Annotated in this window: 18 protein-coding genes; 8 read left to right on the top strand and 10 right to left on the bottom strand. The window is 68.2% G+C overall.

The window, feature by feature from the left end; all coding sequences use genetic code 11:
- Window positions 1-39: 39 nt before the first annotated feature.
- The 5 genes from OQ789_RS14530 to OQ789_RS14510 form a co-directional block, all read right to left on the bottom strand.
- Entirely contained in the window at window positions 40-714 is a 675-nt protein-coding gene (locus OQ789_RS14530) for an isoprenylcysteine carboxylmethyltransferase family protein (protein ID WP_324686634.1), read from the bottom strand.
- Between the two features lie 7 nt (window positions 715-721).
- The gene (locus tag OQ789_RS14525) at window positions 722-2365 is read right to left on the bottom strand and encodes an ABC transporter permease (protein WP_324686633.1); all 1644 of its coding nucleotides are present in this window, start codon (window positions 2363-2365) and stop codon (window positions 722-724) included.
- Window positions 2362-3315, bottom strand: a complete 954-nt coding sequence (locus tag OQ789_RS14520) for an ABC transporter ATP-binding protein (protein ID WP_324686632.1) — start codon at window positions 3313-3315, stop codon at window positions 2362-2364. The genes OQ789_RS14525 and OQ789_RS14520 overlap by 4 nt, the downstream gene beginning before the upstream one ends.
- Window positions 3305-3943: a TetR/AcrR family transcriptional regulator gene (locus OQ789_RS14515; protein WP_324686631.1), complete on the bottom strand. Its 639-nt coding sequence runs from the start codon at window positions 3941-3943 to the stop codon at window positions 3305-3307. The genes OQ789_RS14520 and OQ789_RS14515 overlap by 11 nt, the downstream gene beginning before the upstream one ends.
- Window positions 3944-4027: 84 nt before the next feature.
- The gene (locus OQ789_RS14510; protein ID WP_324686630.1) at window positions 4028-4696 is read right to left on the bottom strand and encodes an O-methyltransferase; all 669 of its coding nucleotides are present in this window, start codon (window positions 4694-4696) and stop codon (window positions 4028-4030) included.
- Window positions 4697-4898: 202 nt separating this feature from the next.
- Between OQ789_RS14510 and sigE the strand changes: the two genes are divergently transcribed.
- From sigE to tatB, 4 genes are all read left to right on the top strand, one after another.
- Window positions 4899-5654 (top strand): RNA polymerase sigma factor SigE, encoded by a 756-nt coding sequence (gene sigE, locus OQ789_RS14505; RefSeq protein WP_324686629.1) that lies wholly within the window; start codon window positions 4899-4901, stop codon window positions 5652-5654.
- Between the two features lie 131 nt (window positions 5655-5785).
- Window positions 5786-6181 (top strand): anti-sigma E factor RseA, encoded by a 396-nt coding sequence (gene rseA, locus OQ789_RS14500; protein ID WP_324686628.1) that lies wholly within the window; start codon window positions 5786-5788, stop codon window positions 6179-6181.
- Between the two features lie 139 nt (window positions 6182-6320).
- Complete coding sequence (locus tag OQ789_RS14495) at window positions 6321-7868, top strand: S1C family serine protease (protein ID WP_420716116.1); 1548 nt, start codon at window positions 6321-6323, stop codon at window positions 7866-7868.
- Window positions 7868-8284 carry a Sec-independent protein translocase protein TatB gene (tatB, locus tag OQ789_RS14490; protein ID WP_324686626.1) on the top strand — a complete coding sequence of 139 codons (417 nt, stop codon included), beginning with the start codon at window positions 7868-7870 and terminating at the stop codon, window positions 8282-8284. The genes OQ789_RS14495 and tatB overlap by 1 nt, the downstream gene beginning before the upstream one ends.
- A 35-nt stretch (window positions 8285-8319) precedes the next feature.
- Here the strand turns inward: tatB and OQ789_RS14485 are convergent, their stop codons facing one another.
- From OQ789_RS14485 to OQ789_RS14465, 5 genes are all read right to left on the bottom strand, one after another.
- Window positions 8320-9477, bottom strand: a complete 1158-nt coding sequence (locus OQ789_RS14485) for an Mrp/NBP35 family ATP-binding protein (protein ID WP_324686625.1) — start codon at window positions 9475-9477, stop codon at window positions 8320-8322.
- A gap of 122 nt (window positions 9478-9599) precedes the next feature.
- A complete protein-coding gene (locus OQ789_RS14480; RefSeq protein WP_324686624.1) occupies window positions 9600-10922 on the bottom strand; it encodes a lytic transglycosylase domain-containing protein in 1323 nt (440 codons plus the stop codon).
- Between the two features lie 107 nt (window positions 10923-11029).
- Window positions 11030-11572, bottom strand: coding sequence for a DUF1003 domain-containing protein (locus OQ789_RS14475; RefSeq protein ID WP_324686623.1), 543 nt, complete (start codon window positions 11570-11572; stop codon window positions 11030-11032).
- Entirely contained in the window at window positions 11569-12876 is a 1308-nt protein-coding gene (locus OQ789_RS14470; protein WP_324686622.1) for a magnesium transporter MgtE N-terminal domain-containing protein, read from the bottom strand. Before OQ789_RS14470 ends, OQ789_RS14475 begins: the two co-directional genes overlap by 4 nt.
- Before the next feature lie 58 nt (window positions 12877-12934).
- Entirely contained in the window at window positions 12935-13537 is a 603-nt protein-coding gene (locus OQ789_RS14465) for a DUF4190 domain-containing protein (protein WP_324686621.1), read from the bottom strand.
- A gap of 178 nt (window positions 13538-13715) precedes the next feature.
- Between OQ789_RS14465 and OQ789_RS14460 the strand changes: the two genes are divergently transcribed.
- Genes OQ789_RS14460 through OQ789_RS14445 form a run of 4 tightly spaced genes read left to right on the top strand, consistent with a single transcriptional unit; the run spans window position 13716 to window position 17439 of the window.
- On the top strand, window positions 13716-14240 hold the full coding sequence (locus tag OQ789_RS14460) for a general stress protein (protein ID WP_067355668.1): 525 nt from the start codon (window positions 13716-13718) through the stop codon (window positions 14238-14240).
- A 22-nt stretch (window positions 14241-14262) separates the two neighbouring features.
- Window positions 14263-15675, top strand: coding sequence for an extracellular solute-binding protein (locus OQ789_RS14455; RefSeq protein WP_324686620.1), 1413 nt, complete (start codon window positions 14263-14265; stop codon window positions 15673-15675).
- On the top strand, window positions 15672-16607 hold the full coding sequence (locus OQ789_RS14450) for a carbohydrate ABC transporter permease (protein ID WP_420716115.1): 936 nt from the start codon (window positions 15672-15674) through the stop codon (window positions 16605-16607). The genes OQ789_RS14455 and OQ789_RS14450 overlap by 4 nt, the downstream gene beginning before the upstream one ends.
- Window positions 16597-17439, top strand: coding sequence for a carbohydrate ABC transporter permease (locus tag OQ789_RS14445; protein WP_324686619.1), 843 nt, complete (start codon window positions 16597-16599; stop codon window positions 17437-17439). Before OQ789_RS14450 ends, OQ789_RS14445 begins: the two co-directional genes overlap by 11 nt.

Raw genomic sequence — 17439 nt, 5'->3', positions numbered from 1 at the left:
TGGTGACGGCCACGTCACATTCGGCTGCGTTTCGGGTGGTTACCAGAGGGAGGGCACCAGCCGATAGCGCACGTGTTGGGCGTATTCGCGGTACCCCGGTAGTTCTCGGACGAGCAGTTTTTCTTCGTCGAGGATGCGCAGCGCGAGTGCCACGGTGCCCGGGATGACGAAGAGCAACCCCAAGTAGGAGCCGAGCGCGAGGGGGATGCCGATCATCATGATCACGTTTCCGACGTACATCGGATGGCGCACGATCTTGTAGAGGCCTCCGGTCACGACCGTCTGGCCTGGTTCGACCGTGACTGTGGCTGCGGCATAGCCGTTTTGGATGTTCACCAGCATGGCGAGGCCGAGGCCCGCCGCCACCGCCACGTCGCCGAGCACCGAGAGCCACGCCGGCACCGGCGACCAGCCGAACCGGTGATCGAGCGCGCTGAACACCATCGTGGCGAACAGGCACAGAAACGACGCGGTGATGATTTGCTTCTGCGCTGTCCGGGCTTCTGCCCGCGGGCCGGCGCGCATGCGGCGCTGCAGGGCAGCGGGATTGGTCCGGCCCAGGTAAACCGTGGGCACGATGGTCGCCGCGGTGAAAACGGCGATGAAGAGCCACGCCTGCCAGTAGTGCAGCGTGCCGGCAGGCACGAGCAGAATGGCGATGAACGAGAGAACGCCCGACACCGATGTCGCCGCGATCCGGATTCCGGTTTTCATGGTGCTCCTAGCAACGTAGATCGCGACGTCGAAAAGCCATGGCCCCCAGCATGATCAGCCCCAGATCGATGGCCAGTAGCCATAACAGTGGCACGACGGTGAAGTCGGCGCCGATCCGCGGGATGTGTGCGAAGGGCTCCGCGTCAAGTATCCCCTGCGGAAACCCGGCCAGCGACCCGATCAGGTACAGGGCCACGAAGCCGATCAGCACGCCCCAGGCCACCGGCGACAGGCGCGGCGCAATGCCGAACACGCAAACGGTCACGGCCGACAAGAGCCACACCGCGGGCAGTTGGACGGCCGCGGCCGCGACGACCTTCGGTAGTTTGGCGCCGACATCGCCGGCCGCGACGCCGTAGACAACGCCGGCGGTCACGCCGCTGGCCAGCATCGCCGTCGCGGATCCGGCCATCGCTGTCACCAAATAGCTTGCCAGCCACCGGCTTCGCGACACCGCGCCAGCCAGCACCGTTTCGGCTCGCTGGCTCGACTCTTCCTGGTGTAGCCGCAACGTGAGCGAGACGGCGAACGCGGCGGCCACCATGCCCATCATCGTGAATGCGACGGCGATGAACGCGTCCTCGAGCGCGCTGGTGCCGCCCATCCGCACCACGATGTCGCGCGCCACACCGCTGTCGCCCAGCTCGTCGCCGATGCCGTGCACCACGCTGCCGATCAGCAGGCCATACAGGCACAGCCCCACCGTCCACAGCAGCAGCGCCGCGCGGTCCAGCCGCCACGCCAGCCCGAAGGCGTTGCCCAACGTCGGCGTGGCGTCGGCGGGGCCCGGGCGTTCCGCGATGAGCCCGGCGCCGACGTCGCGGCGGGCCAGCAGCCAATACGCCAGGCCGGTCAACACGGCCACCGTCATCAGGTGCAGCAGCAGCACCCACCAGCGATCGCCGGCATAAGGTCTGACCTGAAGTGACCACCCGAGCGGCGACAGCCACGACAGCATGCCCTCGCCGGCGTCGCCGACGGCCCGCAGCGTGAACGCGGCGCCCAGCACGGCGAACGCGGCACCGCGGGCGAACCGGGCGCTCGGTGAGAGCTGCGCGGTCACCGCGGCGACGGCGGTGAACACCAGGCCGGAGCAGGCCAGCGCCGCCGCGAACGCCAGCGACCCGGCGACCGGGACGTCGGTGCTCAACAGCCCGGCGGCACCGATCGCGCCGGTGGCCAACGACGCTCCGAACGACAGCAGCAGCGCCGCGCTCAACGAGGCGTAGCGGCCGATGGCGGTGGAGTCCACCAACTCGGTCCGCCCATTTTCTTCGTCGGCACGGGTGTGCCGGATCACCGTGAGGATGACGGCGACCGCGATCAGCACGTGGAACATCCCGGCTTTCCAAATGCCCACGGCCCCAAGGCTGTCGTTGTACACCTGGCCGTAGAGGGCGCGCTGGGCCGGGCTGGCCATGATGGAGGCCGCGAAGCCGGCACGGGCGGAAGCGGTGGGATAGACCTTTTCGATGCTGCCGACGTACACCGTGGCCAGCGGCACCGACAGCAACAGCACCCACAGCGGCATCGAGACCCGGTCCCGGCGCAGGTACAGGCGCAGCATCGCGAGCGTCCCGGAGAAGTGCGAACCATCCAGCGGCGCAGGCGATGCCGATGCGGACGGCCGGTCCAGCGTGGTCATGCTCATGATAGGGAGACCTTTGCCTCGTCGCGTCCGTGCCGGCCGTTGCCGCCGGATGTGTCGTAGTGGCGCAGGAATAGCTCCTCGAGCGTCGGCGGCTGGCTGATAAGGCTGCGCACCCCGGCATCGCCGAGCACGCGGATCAGCTCGCCCAGGCTTTCGCTGTCCACCTGGGCGTGCAGCGTGTTGCCTTCGACGCTGACATCCTCGACGCCTTTGATGCGCCTGAGATCACCTGGATCACCGATCATTTCGGCCTTGATCGAGGTGCGGCTCAGGTGCCGCATGGAGTCCAGCGAACCGCTCTCGATGGTCTTGCCGGCGCGGATGATCGTCACCCGCTCACACAAGGCTTCGGTTTCGGCCAGAATGTGGCTGGACAACAACACCGTCGTGCCCCGGTCGCGGGCCTGCGCCACGCATTGTTGAAACACGTTCTCCATCAACGGGTCCAGTCCGCTGCTCGGCTCGTCGAGGAGCAGCAGCCTGGCGTGTGAGGAGAATGCGGAAATGAGGGAGACCTTCTGGCGATTCCCTTTGGAATACGTGCGAGCCTTCTTGTGCGGGTCCAGGTCGAAGCGCTCAATCAGCTCGGTCCGGCGTTTCTTGTCGATGCCGCCCCGCAGGCGGGCCAGCAGGTCGATGGTCTCGCCGCCGGTCAGCGACGGCCATAGCGTCACGTCGCCGGGGACATAGGCGATTTCGCGGTGCAGCGCGACGGCCTGGGTCCAGGGGTCGCCGCCGAGGAGACGCACGGTGCCGCCGTCGGCCTGCACCAGGCCCAGCAGGATGCGGATAGTCGTCGACTTCCCGGCGCCGTTGGGCCCGAGGAAGCCGTGGACTTCACCCTCCCGCACCGTGAGGTCGAGGCCGTCCAGCGCCCGCACCGCGCCGAAATTCTTGGTGAGGCCCCGTATCTCAATGGGCGCGAAATGAGCGGATTTGTCAACTGGCATCGGATTCTCCTTGATCTTCGGCGGCCAGGAAGGCGTCGTACATTGTCCGGTCGGTCAGCAGTCCCTCGGTGGAGACCTCGAGCGCGGGCAAGACCATGTCTCGCGAGTAATCGCGCAGCACGGCGCGCAGATCCGTTGGTGTCTCGTGCATTTGGATGTAGAGCAAGAAGCCGCCGCCGCCGGTGATGCCGAGGTACCTGGCCCGCGCCTTGGGATCGCGGCTCGGCTTGACCGTACCGGCGCGCACACCCTCTTCCATGTATTCCTCTACGTTGTCGATCATCCTGCGCCACAACATGTTTGCGAGTTCTCCGCCGGCCTGCATGCTGCGCACCAGGTAGGCCATCAGCGGCGCGTACTCCTCGATCTCGGCAAGCTGGGCGAACCAGGTGGCGGGGTCGTTGGACTGCAGCGCCTCGGTCTTGCTGTCACGGATCTTCTCGGCGATGTAGTCCTCGCAGGCCTTGCGCAGCCCGTCCTTGGAGCCGAAGTGGTGGATGACCAGCGCCGCACTCACGCCGGCCGCCTCGGCGATGGCGCGCAGCCCGACGTTGAACCCGTGCTCGCCGAACTGTTCGATGGCCGCATCCCGGATCCGGGCGGCTGCCGTCAAGTCGGCTGAACGCATGTTCAGTACATTAAACAGCCGTTCAGTCGGAGGTCAAGGGTGGGGCGCGTCAAGAATCAATAAAGTTTCGGCCCGGGCCGCGAATCAGTCGCGGACGGCGGCCAGGATGCCGTCGCCGAGCGGCACCAGCGCGGGGGTGAGGCGCTCGTCCTCGGCGATCAGCCGTGCCGCCTCCCGGACCGCGACCACCTCGGCGTCGCGGGCGGCCGGATCCCCGGCCCGTCCGCCCAGCGCCGCCCGGTGCACCACGATCACGCCGCCGGACCGCAGCAACCGCACGCCCTCGATGACGTAGTCCGGCTGGTCGATCGGGTCGGCGTCGATGAACACCAGGTCGTAGGACTCGTCGGCGAGCCGGGTGAGCACCTCCTGGGCGCGGCCGCCGATCAGCCGGGTGCGCGATGGACCGATCCCCGCTTCGGTGAAGGCCTGCTTGGCCAGCCGCAGGTATTCGGGCTCGATGTCGATAGTCGTCAAGACGCCGTCGTCGCTCATGCCGGACAACAGCCACAGCCCACTGACACCGGCGCCGGTGCCCACCTCGGCGACGGCCTTGCCACCACTGAGCTTGGTGAGCAGGCTCAGCAAGGCGCCGACGGCAGGCGTCACCGCGCCCGCGCCGATATCCACGGCCCGCTCGCGGGCGGCCGCCAGCAGCGCGTCTTCCGATATCGAGCTTTCGGCGTGCGCGAAGAGCGATTCGGCCCGGCTGGGCGTTGCCTGGCCGGGGGCTTCTGCGTCGGTGCCGTCCATGCCCCGCAGCGTATTCCACTTCGCCGCTCAGTCCGACAGGCGCGCCTGATTTTGCTTGCGCTGACACGCCCGGCGCCCGCGGGGCGTTTAAGGTCACAGCGCGGTGGATATCTCCTGCACAGCGCAGGTAACGATACGGTTTCTCAGGTTCAGCTCAGATTGTTCATATACCGCACATACTCCGGTACGCGACGGTAGCCCTATGGATCGCGGAGGGCGTTGGACCGGGAATACCGACTGGCAACTACCTGTTGACGCCAACGACGATGTGCCGGTACTCGGCACGCCGGATTCGGAGGACTCGATCATCACCACGCTTCTCAGCCCGTCCAGCATGTCTCACGCGCAGGAACTCCCCGCCGACGAGTGGGTGGAGCCGTCCGACGCGCCGCAGGGCACCGCGGTGTTCGACGCGACGGGAGACAAGGCGGCCATGCCGTCGTGGGACGAGTTGGTGCGCCAGCACGCCGACCGGGTGTATCGCCTGGCTTATCGGCTTTCCGGCAATCAGCACGATGCCGAAGACCTGACGCAGGAGACCTTCATTCGGGTCTTCCGGTCGGTGCAGAACTACCAGCCGGGAACCTTCGAGGGGTGGTTGCACCGCATCACCACGAACCTGTTTCTCGACATGGTGCGCAGGCGGTCACGCATCCGCATGGAGGCGTTGCCCGAGGACTACGAGCGGGTGCCCGCCGACGAGCCCAACCCCGAGCAGATCTACCACGATTCGCGGCTGGGCCCCGACCTGCAGGCCGCGCTGGACTCGCTGCCCCCGGAATTCCGTGCCGCCGTCGTGCTCTGCGACATCGAGGGTCTTTCCTACGAGGAGATCGGCGCCACGTTGGGCATCAAGCTGGGCACCGTGCGCAGCCGCATCCACCGGGGCCGTCAGGCCCTGCGCGACTACCTGGCCGCCCATCCCCATCACGAGGCGCTGCGCGCCCGATCGGCGTGACTGACCGCCCGCCCGCCTAACGTTCGGGCGGCTATTGAGCCGCTTTGCGGCCTTAGCCTCGGTATTGCGCGGCGCTCGCGCTACATTCGGATAAGGCGGCAATAAGAACTTTCAGTGGCGAGGAGTCGGTGATGACGGATCGAGCACATGTGTTCCGCCGCGCCTTCTCCTGGCTCCCTGCCCAATTCGCCTCCCAAAGCGACGCGCCCGTCGGCGCGCCACGCCAGTTCGGCTCCACCGAGCACCTGTCGGTCGAAGCGATCGCGGCATTCGTCGACGGTGAGTTGCGCATGAACGCACACCTGCGGGCCGCGCATCACCTGTCGCTGTGCGCCCAGTGTGCGGCAGAGGTCGACGATCAGAGTCGGGCGCGCGCGGCACTGCGCGATTCGCGGCCTATCCGTATCCCCAGCACACTGCTTGGGCTGCTGGCGGATATCCCGCACGAGGCGCCCGCCGACCCCGCCGCGCAGGCCACCGACCGCTTCGGGGACCGTGACGGCCCCGAGCGGCGCAAGCGCCGATAGCGTGCCACCCCACGCGCGTTCATGCCGACCGACCGGGCGCCATGGATACTAGGGTGAACACGGACAACGCCGGTGCCGCGTATTTCGCCGGGTAAAGGCCTGTCTCGAGCGCTCAAGTAGAGGATCCAAAAGGGATAACGTGACCTCCGACCAAGGCTTCGACCAAGCAAAAGACCAAGCAAAAGACCAAGCAACAGACCGAGCAAGAGACGGCGGCAACCGCTTGGCGCCCCGCCCCCTCTCGCGTCCGCCGGTCGACCCCGCATCGACCCGGGAGTTCGGCCGTCCGGACGGGCTGCGCGGGTCGTTCGTGGCCGAACGGGTTCGTCCGCAGAAGTACCGGGATCAGTCCGAATTCCGGCCCAGTAGCCGAGGCGCCGACCCGGTCCTGCAGGAGGCATTTCACCGTCCGGACGGAAGTCCCGACTCGCTGCAACGCCACCCGGTGGACGCCGGCGCGCTGACCGCCGAGAAGAACGGCGCCGAGCCCGACGAGTTCGACGATCCCTGGCGAGACCCGGGGGCCGCGGCGGCGCTGGGCACGCCGGCGGTGGCGCCGTCGCGACCCGGGATCGCGGCGGGCTACGGCGGCAAACTGGGCGTGCGCGACGTGTTGTTCGGCGGCAAGGTGTCCTATCTCGCGTTGCTGGTGCTGCTGCTGATCGCGTTGGTCATCGGCATGCTCGGCGGTCTGATCGGGCGCAAGACGGCCGAGGTCGCCGAGGCGTTCACCACCTCCAAGGTGACGCTGTCGACCAACGGCAACGGCGAAGGCCCGGCGGGGCGCTTCGCCAAGGTGGCGGCCGCGACGACGGGCGCCGTGGTGACCATCGAGTCCAAGAGCGACCAAGAGGGCATGCAGGGCTCCGGCGTCGTCATCGACGGCCGCGGCTACATCGTCACCAACAACCACGTCATCTCCGAGGCGGCGAACAACCCCAGCCAGTTCAAGACGACGGTGGTGTTCAACGACGGCAAAGAGGTGCCGGCAAACCTGGTGGGCCGCGACCCCAAGACCGACCTGGCCGTGCTGAAGGTCGACAACGTCGACAACCTGTCGGTGGCCCGCCTCGGCGACTCCGACAAGGTCCGGGTGGGTGACGAGGTCCTGGCCGCGGGTGCGCCGCTGGGCCTGCGCAGCACCGTGACGCACGGCATCATCAGCGCGCTGCACCGGCCGGTGCCGCTGTCGGGGGAGGGCTCGGACACCGACACGGTGATCGACGCGCTGCAGACCGACGCGTCGATCAACCACGGTAACTCCGGCGGTCCGCTGATCAACATGGATTCGCAGGTGATCGGCATCGACACCGCGGGAAAGTCGTTGTCCGACAGCGCAAGTGGGCTGGGCTTCGCGATCCCCATCAACGAGGCCAAGCAGGTCGCCGAAACGCTGATCAAGGACGGCAAGATCGTGCACCCCACGCTGGGGGTCAGCACCCGGTCGGTGAGCAATGCGATCGCGTCGGGCGCCCAGGTGGCCAACGTGAAGGCGGGCAGCCCCGCGCAAAAGGGCGGAATCCTGGAGAACGACGTCGTCGTCAAGGTCGGCAACCGCAAGGTGGCCGACGCCGACGAGTTCGTCGTCGCCGTGCGGCAGTTGACAATCGGGCAGGACTCCCCGATCGAGGTCGTCCGCGACGGCAGGCACGTCACGCTGACCGTCAAACCAGACCCCGACAGCTGATGTTCGGCAGCCTGAGCTGGGAGCACATGCTCGTCCTCGTCGTGGTCGGGCTGGTGGTCCTCGGTCCGGAGCGGCTGCCGGGTGCCATCCGGTGGACGTCGAACGCCCTGCGCCAGGCGCGGGACTACCTCGGCGGTGTAACCAGTCAGCTGCGCGAGGACCTCGGGCCGGAGTTCGACGAGCTGCGGGTTCCGCTCAGCGAATTGCAGAAGCTACGGGGCATGACCCCGCGCGCGGCGTTGACCAAGCACCTGCTGGACGGCGACGACTCCTTCTTGACCGGCAGCTTCGAGCGACCGGTCAACGGCGCGCCGTCACTCACTCCGCAGCCGGGTCCGGCCGATGCAACAAGGCAGGCGCCGGGGCCGGACAGGCAGCCCGGCGATCACGCGCCCTTCGACGTCGACGCGACCTGACCGCCGTCGAGCGGCGCATCGTCGGCGTCGTGCGCTCAGCGCCGGGTCGGATCGAGCCCGAGCGATACGCCGGCGAGTCCACGCTTGCGCGCTGACAAGGTGTCGGCCACTCCGCGTAGCGCCTTGCCGACCGGCGAATCGGGCGCGCTGAGCACCAGCGGCGTGCCGGAGTCGGCCGCGGCCACCAGCTCGGGATCCAGCGGGATCTGCCCCAGCAGCGGCACGTCGGCGCCGACCGCCCGGGACAGCCGCTCGGCCACCTGCTGGCCGCCGCCCTCGCCGAACACCTGCAGCGTGGAGCCGTCGGGCAGGGTGAGCCCGGACATGTTCTCCACCACGCCGACGACGCGCTGGCGGGTCTGGATCGCGATGCTGCCGGCCCGCTCGGCAACCTCGGCAGCGGCCAGCTGGGGTGTCGTCACCACCAGGATCTCCGCGTTGGGGATCAGCTGCGCTACCGAGATCGCGATGTCGCCAGTCCCCGGCGGCAGGTCGAGCAGCAGCACATCCAGATCACCCCAATAGACGTCGGCCAGGAACTGCTGCAGCGCGCGATGCAGCATCGGCCCGCGCCACACCACCGGGGTGTTGCCCTCGGTGAACTGAGCGATGGAGATGACCCGCACGTCGTGCGCGATCGGCGGCAGGATCATCGACTCGACCTGGGTGGGCCGATCGGTGGTGCCCATCATCCGGGGGATGGAATGGCCGTGGATGTCGGCGTCCAGCACACCGACCGACAGGCCGCGGGCCGCCATCGCCGCCGCCAGGTTGACCGTGACGGTGGACTTGCCGACCCCGCCCTTGCCGGACGCGACGGCGTACACCCGGGTCAGTGAATTCGGTTGTGCGAACGGGATAACCGGCTCGCGCGCATCCCCGCGCAACTGCTTGCGCAGCTCGGTGCGCTGCTCGTCGTTCATCACATCCAGAGTGACCTTGACCGCGCCGGTGCCCGGGACGTCGGCGACCGCCTGGCTGACGCGATCGCTGATCTCGGTTTTCTTCGGGCAGCTGGCGGTGGTCAGGTAGATCGCGACGTGCACCGCGCCGTCGGGCTCGGTGTCGATGCTTTTGACCATCCCGAGTTCGGTGATCGGACGCCGCAGTTCGGGGTCGATCACCTTGCCCAGGGCGGCGCGGACAGCCGCGGTCAGGTCGGTTGCTGAATGAGAAGAGTCATCGCGGGACATCACCGCCGAGTGTAGGCGTGCGCGACGGAGCTGTTTGGCGGCGACCCGCTGCGCCCGGTTTCACCGCGCTTGCGATCGCGACGGAGCTGTTTGGCGGCGACCCGCTGCGCCCGGTCACCCGCTCAGTTGGCCGACGCGGGTCCCGGCTGCTTCGGCGTGCCCGACTGGCCGGCACGCTTGGGAGCCGGCGCGGCCGGTGCGGGCCCTGCGGCGGGATCCACCGGCGGGGGGCCGGCGTCCGGCGGCGCACCGAACGGCGGCGGCGCACCGAACGGCGGGGGCGCGGGGGGCGCCAACGGTGGCGGCGGAGCGGGCGGCGCGAACGGTGGCGGCGGGCCCGCGGGCGGCGTGCCCTGCGAACTGATGCAGATCACCGTGCAACCCGGGGTCTGGGCCGGCGCCTGCTGGGGCGTCATCCACGGGAACATCGGCTGAGGACTGCCCGCCACCGGGCTGCTCAAATCGATCAGCGGGACGCGGGCCAGCGGGTCGTTCAGCGGCAGGCCGTTGATGTTCATCGGCAGGTTGGGCCCGAGTCCTTCGGGGTGCTCGAAGTGCGCGTCGCCCAGCGGCGGGGGCGGTCCGGTCATCGGCGGCAGGTCGACCGGCACGACGCCGGTGGCGTAGGCCGCCGCCCAGCCCAACACGTTCTGCGCGTAGGGCATCGAGTTGTTGTACCGCAGGATCGCGGTCAAGACCTGCGACTGGTCACGCAGGTTGAGTCCGCCGGTGCACAGGTACCGGGCGGCCGCCAGGGTGGCGTCGAAGATGTTCTGCGGATCCGCGACGCCGTCGCCCTTGCCGTCGGAGGCGTAGCGCGCCCAAGTCCCCGGCAGGAATTGCATCGGCCCCATCGCGCGGGCGTAGGTGACGCGGTTGCCGGCGCTGCTCTGAATGATGGTCTCGTTGCCGGGCAGCGTGCCGTCCAGGGACGGACCGTAAATCGGGCTGATCGCGGTGCCGCGCGCGTCGACCGCGCCGCCGCCCGCGTGGCCCGATTCGATCCGGCCGATCCCGGCCAGCAGGTTCCAGCTGACACCGCAGCCCGGTGCGGCGACGGCCATCTTCTGTTCCGCATTGCGGTACGCGGCCAGCGCGATGCTTGGAATACCCAGCGCGCCACGCGCATTCACGATCATCGCCGGCGGCGGAGCGGACAACGCGGGCTCGGCGACATGGAAGACGGTCGGACCATGGTCGACCGCGACGACGGCGGGGCCGGTGAGGTCGGGATGGGTGGGGGAGATCGCGGCCACCGGCGTGACGGCCGTGTGTACCGGCGGCATCCGCACCGGAAGCGAAGGAGCCGCTCCGCTGACGGCGCCCGCGAATACCAATGGTGCGATCATTGCCACGCCGAAAATCGGCTTGCGCGTGTCCCGGAGTGCTCGCTGCCGCAGAGTTGCGGCGGCGGGGTCTTCACCCCGGCTTCCCCCTATGCGCACTCGACCGTCCTAGATGTGAGCCTGGGTCTGCTTTCTGTCCAGCTGCGTGAACCAGATCACCATACATAACTCTCGTGTTACGAGCGGCGCAATGGTGGAAATGGTTCTCATCTCGATTTCTTAGCCGTCCGCTCCAGTGCGTCGCCGTGCGCAACCGGGTCGGCATCCGCCATTTCCGGTCGCGGGTGTGTCAGTAATTCGCGCAGGTCATCGAGCTCGTGGCGCAAGTATTCACGCGTCACGACCTCGCCCACGGCCAGCCGCAGGGCGGCAAGTTCGCGCGCCAGATACTCGGTGTCGGCCTTCGTCTGCGCCGCCCGGCGGCGGTCGTCTTCGAGCGCGACGCGGTCCCGGTTCTCCTGGCGGTTCTGCGCCAGCAGGATCAGTGGCGCCGCGTAGGCGGCCTGCGTGGAGAAGGCCAGGTTCAGCAGGATGAACGGGTAGGGATCCCAGCGCAGCCCCACCGCGAGCAGGTTCAGCGCGATCCACACGAAAACCACGATGGTCTGCAGCAGCAGGTACCTGCCGGTGCCGAAGAAGCGCGCGATCGACTCGGTGAACTGCCCGACGGTGTCGGGGTCCAGCCGAGGCGAGTACCTGCGGGATGTCCGTGGGGTGTAGAGCCCCCGGGGAGCCGCGGACTTGCTCACGAGGATCCTCCCAGTGCGTCGAACCGGCCGGCGGTGTCGAATTCCTGCATGTCAACCCGCCAGTCCTGGGGCAGCAGGTGATCGAGCAGGTCGTCGACCGTAACCGCACCCAACAGATGGTTCTGGTCATCGACGACGGGCCCGCACGTCAGGTTGTACGCGGCGAAGTAGCGGGTCACGGAGAACATCGGTGTTTCGGGCGCCAAGGTCAGCAGGTCGCTGTCGACGATCCCGCCGACCAGTTCGCCGGGCGCCTCGCGCAGCAGTCGCTGCAGGGCCACACAACCCAGGTAGCGCCCGGTGGGGGTGGCCGTGGGCGGACGCACCACGAACACCATGGACGACAGCGCGGCGCTGAGGTCGGGATCGCGGACGCGGGCCAGCGCCTCGGCGACCGCCGTATCGGCGGTCAGCACGACCGGGCTCGAGGTCATCAAGCCGCCCGCGGTGTCGGGTGAATGTGTGAGCAGGCGGCGAACCGGGGCCGAATCCCCGGGATCCATCCGGGTCAGCAGCGTCTCGGCGTCGGTCGGGTTCAGCACGCCGAGCAGGTCGGCCGCGTCGTCGGGATCCATCTCCTCGAGCACGTCGGCGGATCGCTCCGTACCCAGCTGCGACAGCACGTCGGCCTGATCCAGCTCGGGCAGCTCCTGCAGGATGTCGGCCAGCCGATCGTCGTTGAGCGCCTTGAGCACTTCGTAGCGGCGCTTCGGCGGCAGCCCGCGGATGGCGTCGGCCACGTCGACAGGTTTGCGACCCTCGAACTGGTCCAGCAGTTGCGCCACGCCTTGGCCCGGCAGCGCCAGGGCCGAGGGCGTCAAACCCTGCACGTTGTGCCAGTTGACGACGTGGACCGGGCCCCGCCGTCGCAGCCGGCGCTGCGTGCGCACGGCGACCCGGCCCACCATCCAGTCCCGCGTTCGGATCTGCTCGATGCCCAGATCGGTGACGACCACGTCCAGGCCGGCCAGCTCCGGCAATTCCGGGTCGCTGACCTTGACGACGGTGTCGAGCACCTGACCGATCGCCAGCACCTCACCGGGCCGCTGGACGAAATGACGCAGAGACACGCTGCCGGTGCTCAGCGTCACCGCATTGGGCTCGATGGCGGCGACACGCAAGATCGGGATGAAGATGCTGCGCCGGGTCGCCAAGTCGACGACCAACCCGAGCACGCGCGGCTGCTGGCGCACGATGCTGATGCTGATCACGACATCGCGCACTCGCCCGACTGATTCGCCGAGCGGACCCAATACCAACATCCGCGACAGCCGCGCGACGTAAACCCTGTTGACCGATCCCATGGAGGTAGAGCCTAGGCAGCCGTCGGCCCGTTGGCTTAGCGCCCGGCTTCGCCGCGCGCTAATGCGTGTGCAGCGCGAAGAGCAGGAACACGAAAGTGACGCCCAAGGTGGCGATTCCGATGACGATGCCGGCGACTGCCAGACCGAAGCCGTCCTGGCCGGTCCGCTTGATCTGGCTCACGGCGATCGCGCCCAGCACCATGGCCACGATCGATCCGATGCAGCACAACAGCCCGGTGAACGACGAGATGAGAGAGGCGATCGCCAGCGCGTTCGTCCCGGCCTTCTGTGGCGTCGCGTAGTACGCGCCCCGGTAGTCCGGCGACGGGTAGTAGCCGCCCGGATACGCGGGAGGCCCGTAGGTGGGCGGGCCTCCATAGGGCGCAGGTGGCGGCGGATAGGCCGGAATGCCGTAGCCGGCCGACTGCTCGTACCCCGGTGGCGGAGGGACGGGCGGTGGGTAGTACGGCGGGTAGGCGGATGCATAGTCGGGGTTCGGCGGGGGATACGCCGGCGGCGGCGCCGATGCGGCTGGCGGTGGCGCGGCGGGCGGCTGCCAGGGCGCGGTCGCGTCCGACTGGCCGGCGGCTTCGCCGCCGGCGGGCGGGCCGGCCTTGTCGTCGTGCCCGCCCTCGCCGAAGCCGCCCCCGGGAGCTGTCATGGTGTTCAACCTAGCCCATGCGCAGGTGGCGGATGCCGCCGCGAATCGCCGGCGGTCACGCGAGGACGCCGCGACGGTTCGAACTCCCACCGCCCGGGCGCGGCGTGTTGACGCAGGTGACGGGGAGTGGGGAACCCTGAGATGAAACGACGGCCGAGGCGGAGCACAATGAGCGGCGATGACTAATCCTTTCCAGCCTGGCCAGGTTCCCGGCGCAACGCCCGCGGGTGCGGCGGGGCGTCGCGGGACGCCCGGATTGCCGACGCCGCCGCGGGGTTGGCCGGTCGGGTCCTATCCCACCTACGCCGAGGCGCAGCGCGCCGTCGACTACCTGTCCGACCAGCAATTCCCCGTGCAGCAGGTGACCATCGTCGGTGTTGACCTGATGCAGGTGGAGCGGGTCACCGGCAGGCTGACTTGGCCGAAGGTGCTTGGCGGCGGCGTGCTGAGTGGGGCATGGCTCGGGTTGTTCATCGGGCTCGTGCTCGGCTTTTTCAGCCCCAACCCCTGGGGGGCGCTGGCCACGGGTCTGGTCGCGGGCGTCTTCTTCGGGCTCATCACTTCCGCTGTTCCCTATTCGATGGCCCGTGGCACAAGGGATTTCAGCTCGACCATGCAGTTGGTAGCCGGACGCTACGACGTGCTCTGCGATCCGCAAAACGCAGAAAAGGCGCGGGACCTGTTGGCGCGCTTGGCGATCTGAGGCGCGCGAGAGGTGTGAACTGGTGGTGAGTCGTCGTGGGCTCGTGCGCCGGATAGGCGCCATCGCGCTCGCGGCGTCGATCATCGTCGCGGCGGCTTCGGGGTGCGGTTCGGGTACTCGCGGGCTGGTCATCAGCTTCTACACGACGGCCGCCGACGGCGCGACGTTCACCGCGGTGGCCCAGGACTGCACGAAGCAGTTCAACGGCCGCTTCGCGATTGCGCAGATCAGCCTGCCGCGGGCCCCCGGCGAGCAGCGTCTGCAGTTGGCCCGCCGGCTGACCGGGCACGACCGCACGCTGGACGTGATGTCGCTGGACGTGGTGTGGACGGCCGAGTTCGCCGAGGCCGGTTGGGCCTTGCCGTTGTCCGACGATCCCGAGGGGCGCGCCGAGGCCGACGCCACGATGGACACGCTGCCGGGGCCGCTGTCGACGGCGCGCTGGCAGGGCAGGCTCTTCGGCGCACCCGTCACCACCAACACCGAATTACTGTGGTATCGACCTGATTTGGTGACTCAGCCGCCGCGAACATGGGACGACATGGTGTCCGAGGCCACTAGATTGCACGACGCGGGCCGGCCCAGCTGGATCGGCGTGCAGGCCAACGAGGGCGAAGGACTGGTGGTCTGGTTCAACACGCTGCTGGCGAGCGGGGGAGGCCAGGTGCTCTCCGAGGACGGCCGCCACGTCACGCTCACCGACACCCCGGCGCACCGGGCCGCGACCGTCAATGCGCTGCGCATCCTCAAGTCGGTCGCCGTCGCGCCCGGAGGCGATCCGTCGATCAGCCGGACCGACGAGAGCACCGCGCGGCTGGCGGTGGAACAAGGCCGGGCGGCGCTCGCGGTCAACTGGCCGTACGCGCTGGCGTCGATGCTGGCGAACGCCGTGAAGGGCGGGGTGCCCTTCCTGCCGCTCAACAGGAATCCGCGACTGGCCGGCAGCATCAACGGCGCGGGGGTGTTCGTGCCGACCGACGAGCAATTCGGCATCGCGTATCAGGCGAGCCGTAAAGTCTTCGGCTTCGCGCCGTATCCGGGTGTGGCGCCGGGCCGCCCGGCCAAGGTGACCATCGGTGGGGCGAACTTGGCGGTGGCGAGCACCACCCGTCACCGTGCCGAAGCGTTCGAAGCCATTCGCTGCCTGCGTAATCTGCAGCACCAGAAGTACGTTTCGGTGGAAGGCGGCCTGCCCCCGGTGCGGGCCTCGCTGTATTCCGATCCGCAATTCCAGAGCAAATACCCGATGTACACCATCATTCGACGCCAGCTCACCGATGCGGCGGTGCGCCCGGCGACGCCGGTCTACCAGGGCGTGGCCATCCGGCTCGCCGCGGCCCTGAGTCCGATCGGCCGGATCGACCCCGAGCGGACCGCCGACGAACTGAGCACCCAGGTGCAGAAGGCGATCGACGGGAAAGGATTGCTGCCGTGACGCATGCTGGCACCGAAACCAGCACCGCGCGAACACCTTTCGTGCCACTGCGGCTGCGCGCCCGTTCGTCGGAGCGGCGGCTGGCGTTGTACCTGGTCGCACCGGCGGCGGTCCTGATGCTGGCGGTGACGGCATATCCGATCGGCTACGCCGTGTGGTTGAGCCTGCAGCGCAACAACCTTGCCGTCCCCGATGACACCGCGTTCGTCGGGCTGGACAACTACGTGACCGTGCTAAGTGACCGTTATTGGTGGACCGCGCTGATGGTGACGCTGGGCATCACCGCGGTTTCGGTGTCCCTGGAATTCGTGCTGGGCCTGGCGCTGGCACTGGTCATGCACCGCACCCTGGTCGGCAGGGGCCTGGTCCGCACCGCGGTCCTGATCCCCTACGGCATCGTCACCGTGGTCGCCTCGTACAGCTGGTATTACGCGTGGACGCCGGGTACCGGTTACCTGGCCGGCCTGCTACCGCAGGGCAGCGCGCCGCTGACCGATCAGATCCCGTCGCTGGCGATCGTCATCCTCGCCGAGGTCTGGAAAACCACGCCGTTCATGTCGCTGCTGTTGCTGGCCGGCCTGGCGCTCGTCCCGGAGGATCTGGTCAAAGCCGCCCAGGTCGACGGCGCGGGAGCGTGGCGACGGCTGACCAGAGTCACCCTGCCGATCATCAAGCCGGCGGTGGTGGTCGCCCTGTTGTTCCGGACCCTGGACGCGTTTCGCATCTTCGACAACATCTACGTGATCACCAACGGCGCCAACAACACCGGATCGGTGTCGATGCTGGGCTACGACAACCTGTTCAAGGGTTTCAACGTCGGGCTCGGCTCGGCTATCAGCGTGCTGATATTCGTCTGCGCCGGTGCGATCGCGTGGGTGTTCATCAAGGTGTTCGGCGCTTCGGCGCCCGGGGGTGATGCCGATGGTCGCTAACGGGCCGGCGCGCGCGGGACGCACCGCGATCTGGGCCGTCATCGACACCGTTGTGGTGGTGTATGCGCTCGTTCCGGTGGTGTGGATCTTCAGCCTGTCGTTGAAGCCGAGCTCAACGATCAAGGACGGCAAGCTGATTCCGTCGTCGATATCGATGGACAACTACCGGGGCATCTTTCGCGGGGACTTCTTCAGTTCGGCGCTGATCAATTCCGTGGGGATCGGGTTGATCACCACTGCGATCGCGGTGGTAATCGGTGCGATGGCGGCGTACGCGATTGCCCGGCTGGACTTTCCGGGCAAGCGGTTACTGGTCGGGCTAGCGTTGTTGATCACCATGTTCCCCGCGATCTCGCTGGTGACGCCGTTGTTCAACATCGAGCGCTTCATCGGCTTGTTCGACACCTGGCCGGGCCTGATTCTGCCCTACATCACCTTCGCGCTGCCGCTGGCGATCTACACGCTGTCGGCTTTCTTCCGGGAGATCCCTTGGGATTTGGAGAAGGCGGCGAAAATCGACGGCGCCACCCCGGCTCAGGCGTTCCGCAAGGTGATCGTGCCGCTGGCCGCGCCGGGCGTGGTGACGGCGGCGATCCTGGTGTTCATCTTCGCCTGGAACGACCTGCTGCTGGCGTTGACGCTGACGGCCACCAAGGCGGCCATCACCGCGCCGGTGGCGATCGTGAGCTTCAGCGGCAGTTCGCAGTTCGAGGAGCCGACGGGCTCGATCGCGGCCGGCGCCGTCGTGATCACGGTCCCCGTGATCGTTTTTGTTTTAATCTTCCAACGACGAATCGTCGCCGGTTTGACCTCCGGCGCGGTGAAGGGATGA

Origin of the sequence: Mycobacterium sp. 94-17 (assembly GCF_035617725.1) — a bacterium.
Taxonomy (GTDB): domain Bacteria; phylum Actinomycetota; class Actinomycetes; order Mycobacteriales; family Mycobacteriaceae; genus Mycobacterium.
Note: the sequence above shows the minus strand (reverse complement) of the source record. Positions and strands in the feature narration are given on the sequence as shown.

Excerpts from the sequence above, each read along its gene's own strand:
- OQ789_RS14460 (WP_067355668.1), top strand. The coding sequence starts at position 13,716 with ATGACTAATCCTTTCCAGCCTGGCCAGGTTCCCGGCGCAACGCCCGCG.
- OQ789_RS14510 (WP_324686630.1), bottom strand. The coding sequence starts at position 4,696 with ATGGACGGCACCGACGCAGAAGCCCCCGGCCAGGCAACGCCCAGCCGG.
- rseA (WP_324686628.1), top strand. The coding sequence starts at position 5,786 with ATGACGGATCGAGCACATGTGTTCCGCCGCGCCTTCTCCTGGCTCCCT.
- OQ789_RS14470 (WP_324686622.1), bottom strand. The coding sequence starts at position 12,876 with ATGGGATCGGTCAACAGGGTTTACGTCGCGCGGCTGTCGCGGATGTTG.
- OQ789_RS14525 (WP_324686633.1), bottom strand. The coding sequence starts at position 2,365 with ATGAGCATGACCACGCTGGACCGGCCGTCCGCATCGGCATCGCCTGCG.
- OQ789_RS14485 (WP_324686625.1), bottom strand. The coding sequence starts at position 9,477 with ATGTCCCGCGATGACTCTTCTCATTCAGCAACCGACCTGACCGCGGCT.
- OQ789_RS14520 (WP_324686632.1), bottom strand. The coding sequence starts at position 3,315 with ATGCCAGTTGACAAATCCGCTCATTTCGCGCCCATTGAGATACGGGGC.
- OQ789_RS14530 (WP_324686634.1), bottom strand. The coding sequence starts at position 714 with ATGAAAACCGGAATCCGGATCGCGGCGACATCGGTGTCGGGCGTTCTC.
- tatB (WP_324686626.1), top strand. The coding sequence starts at position 7,868 with ATGTTCGGCAGCCTGAGCTGGGAGCACATGCTCGTCCTCGTCGTGGTC.
- OQ789_RS14465 (WP_324686621.1), bottom strand. The coding sequence starts at position 13,537 with ATGACAGCTCCCGGGGGCGGCTTCGGCGAGGGCGGGCACGACGACAAG.
- OQ789_RS14445 (WP_324686619.1), top strand. The coding sequence starts at position 16,597 with ATGGTCGCTAACGGGCCGGCGCGCGCGGGACGCACCGCGATCTGGGCC.
- OQ789_RS14515 (WP_324686631.1), bottom strand. The coding sequence starts at position 3,943 with ATGCGTTCAGCCGACTTGACGGCAGCCGCCCGGATCCGGGATGCGGCC.
- sigE (WP_324686629.1), top strand. The coding sequence starts at position 4,899 with ATGGATCGCGGAGGGCGTTGGACCGGGAATACCGACTGGCAACTACCT.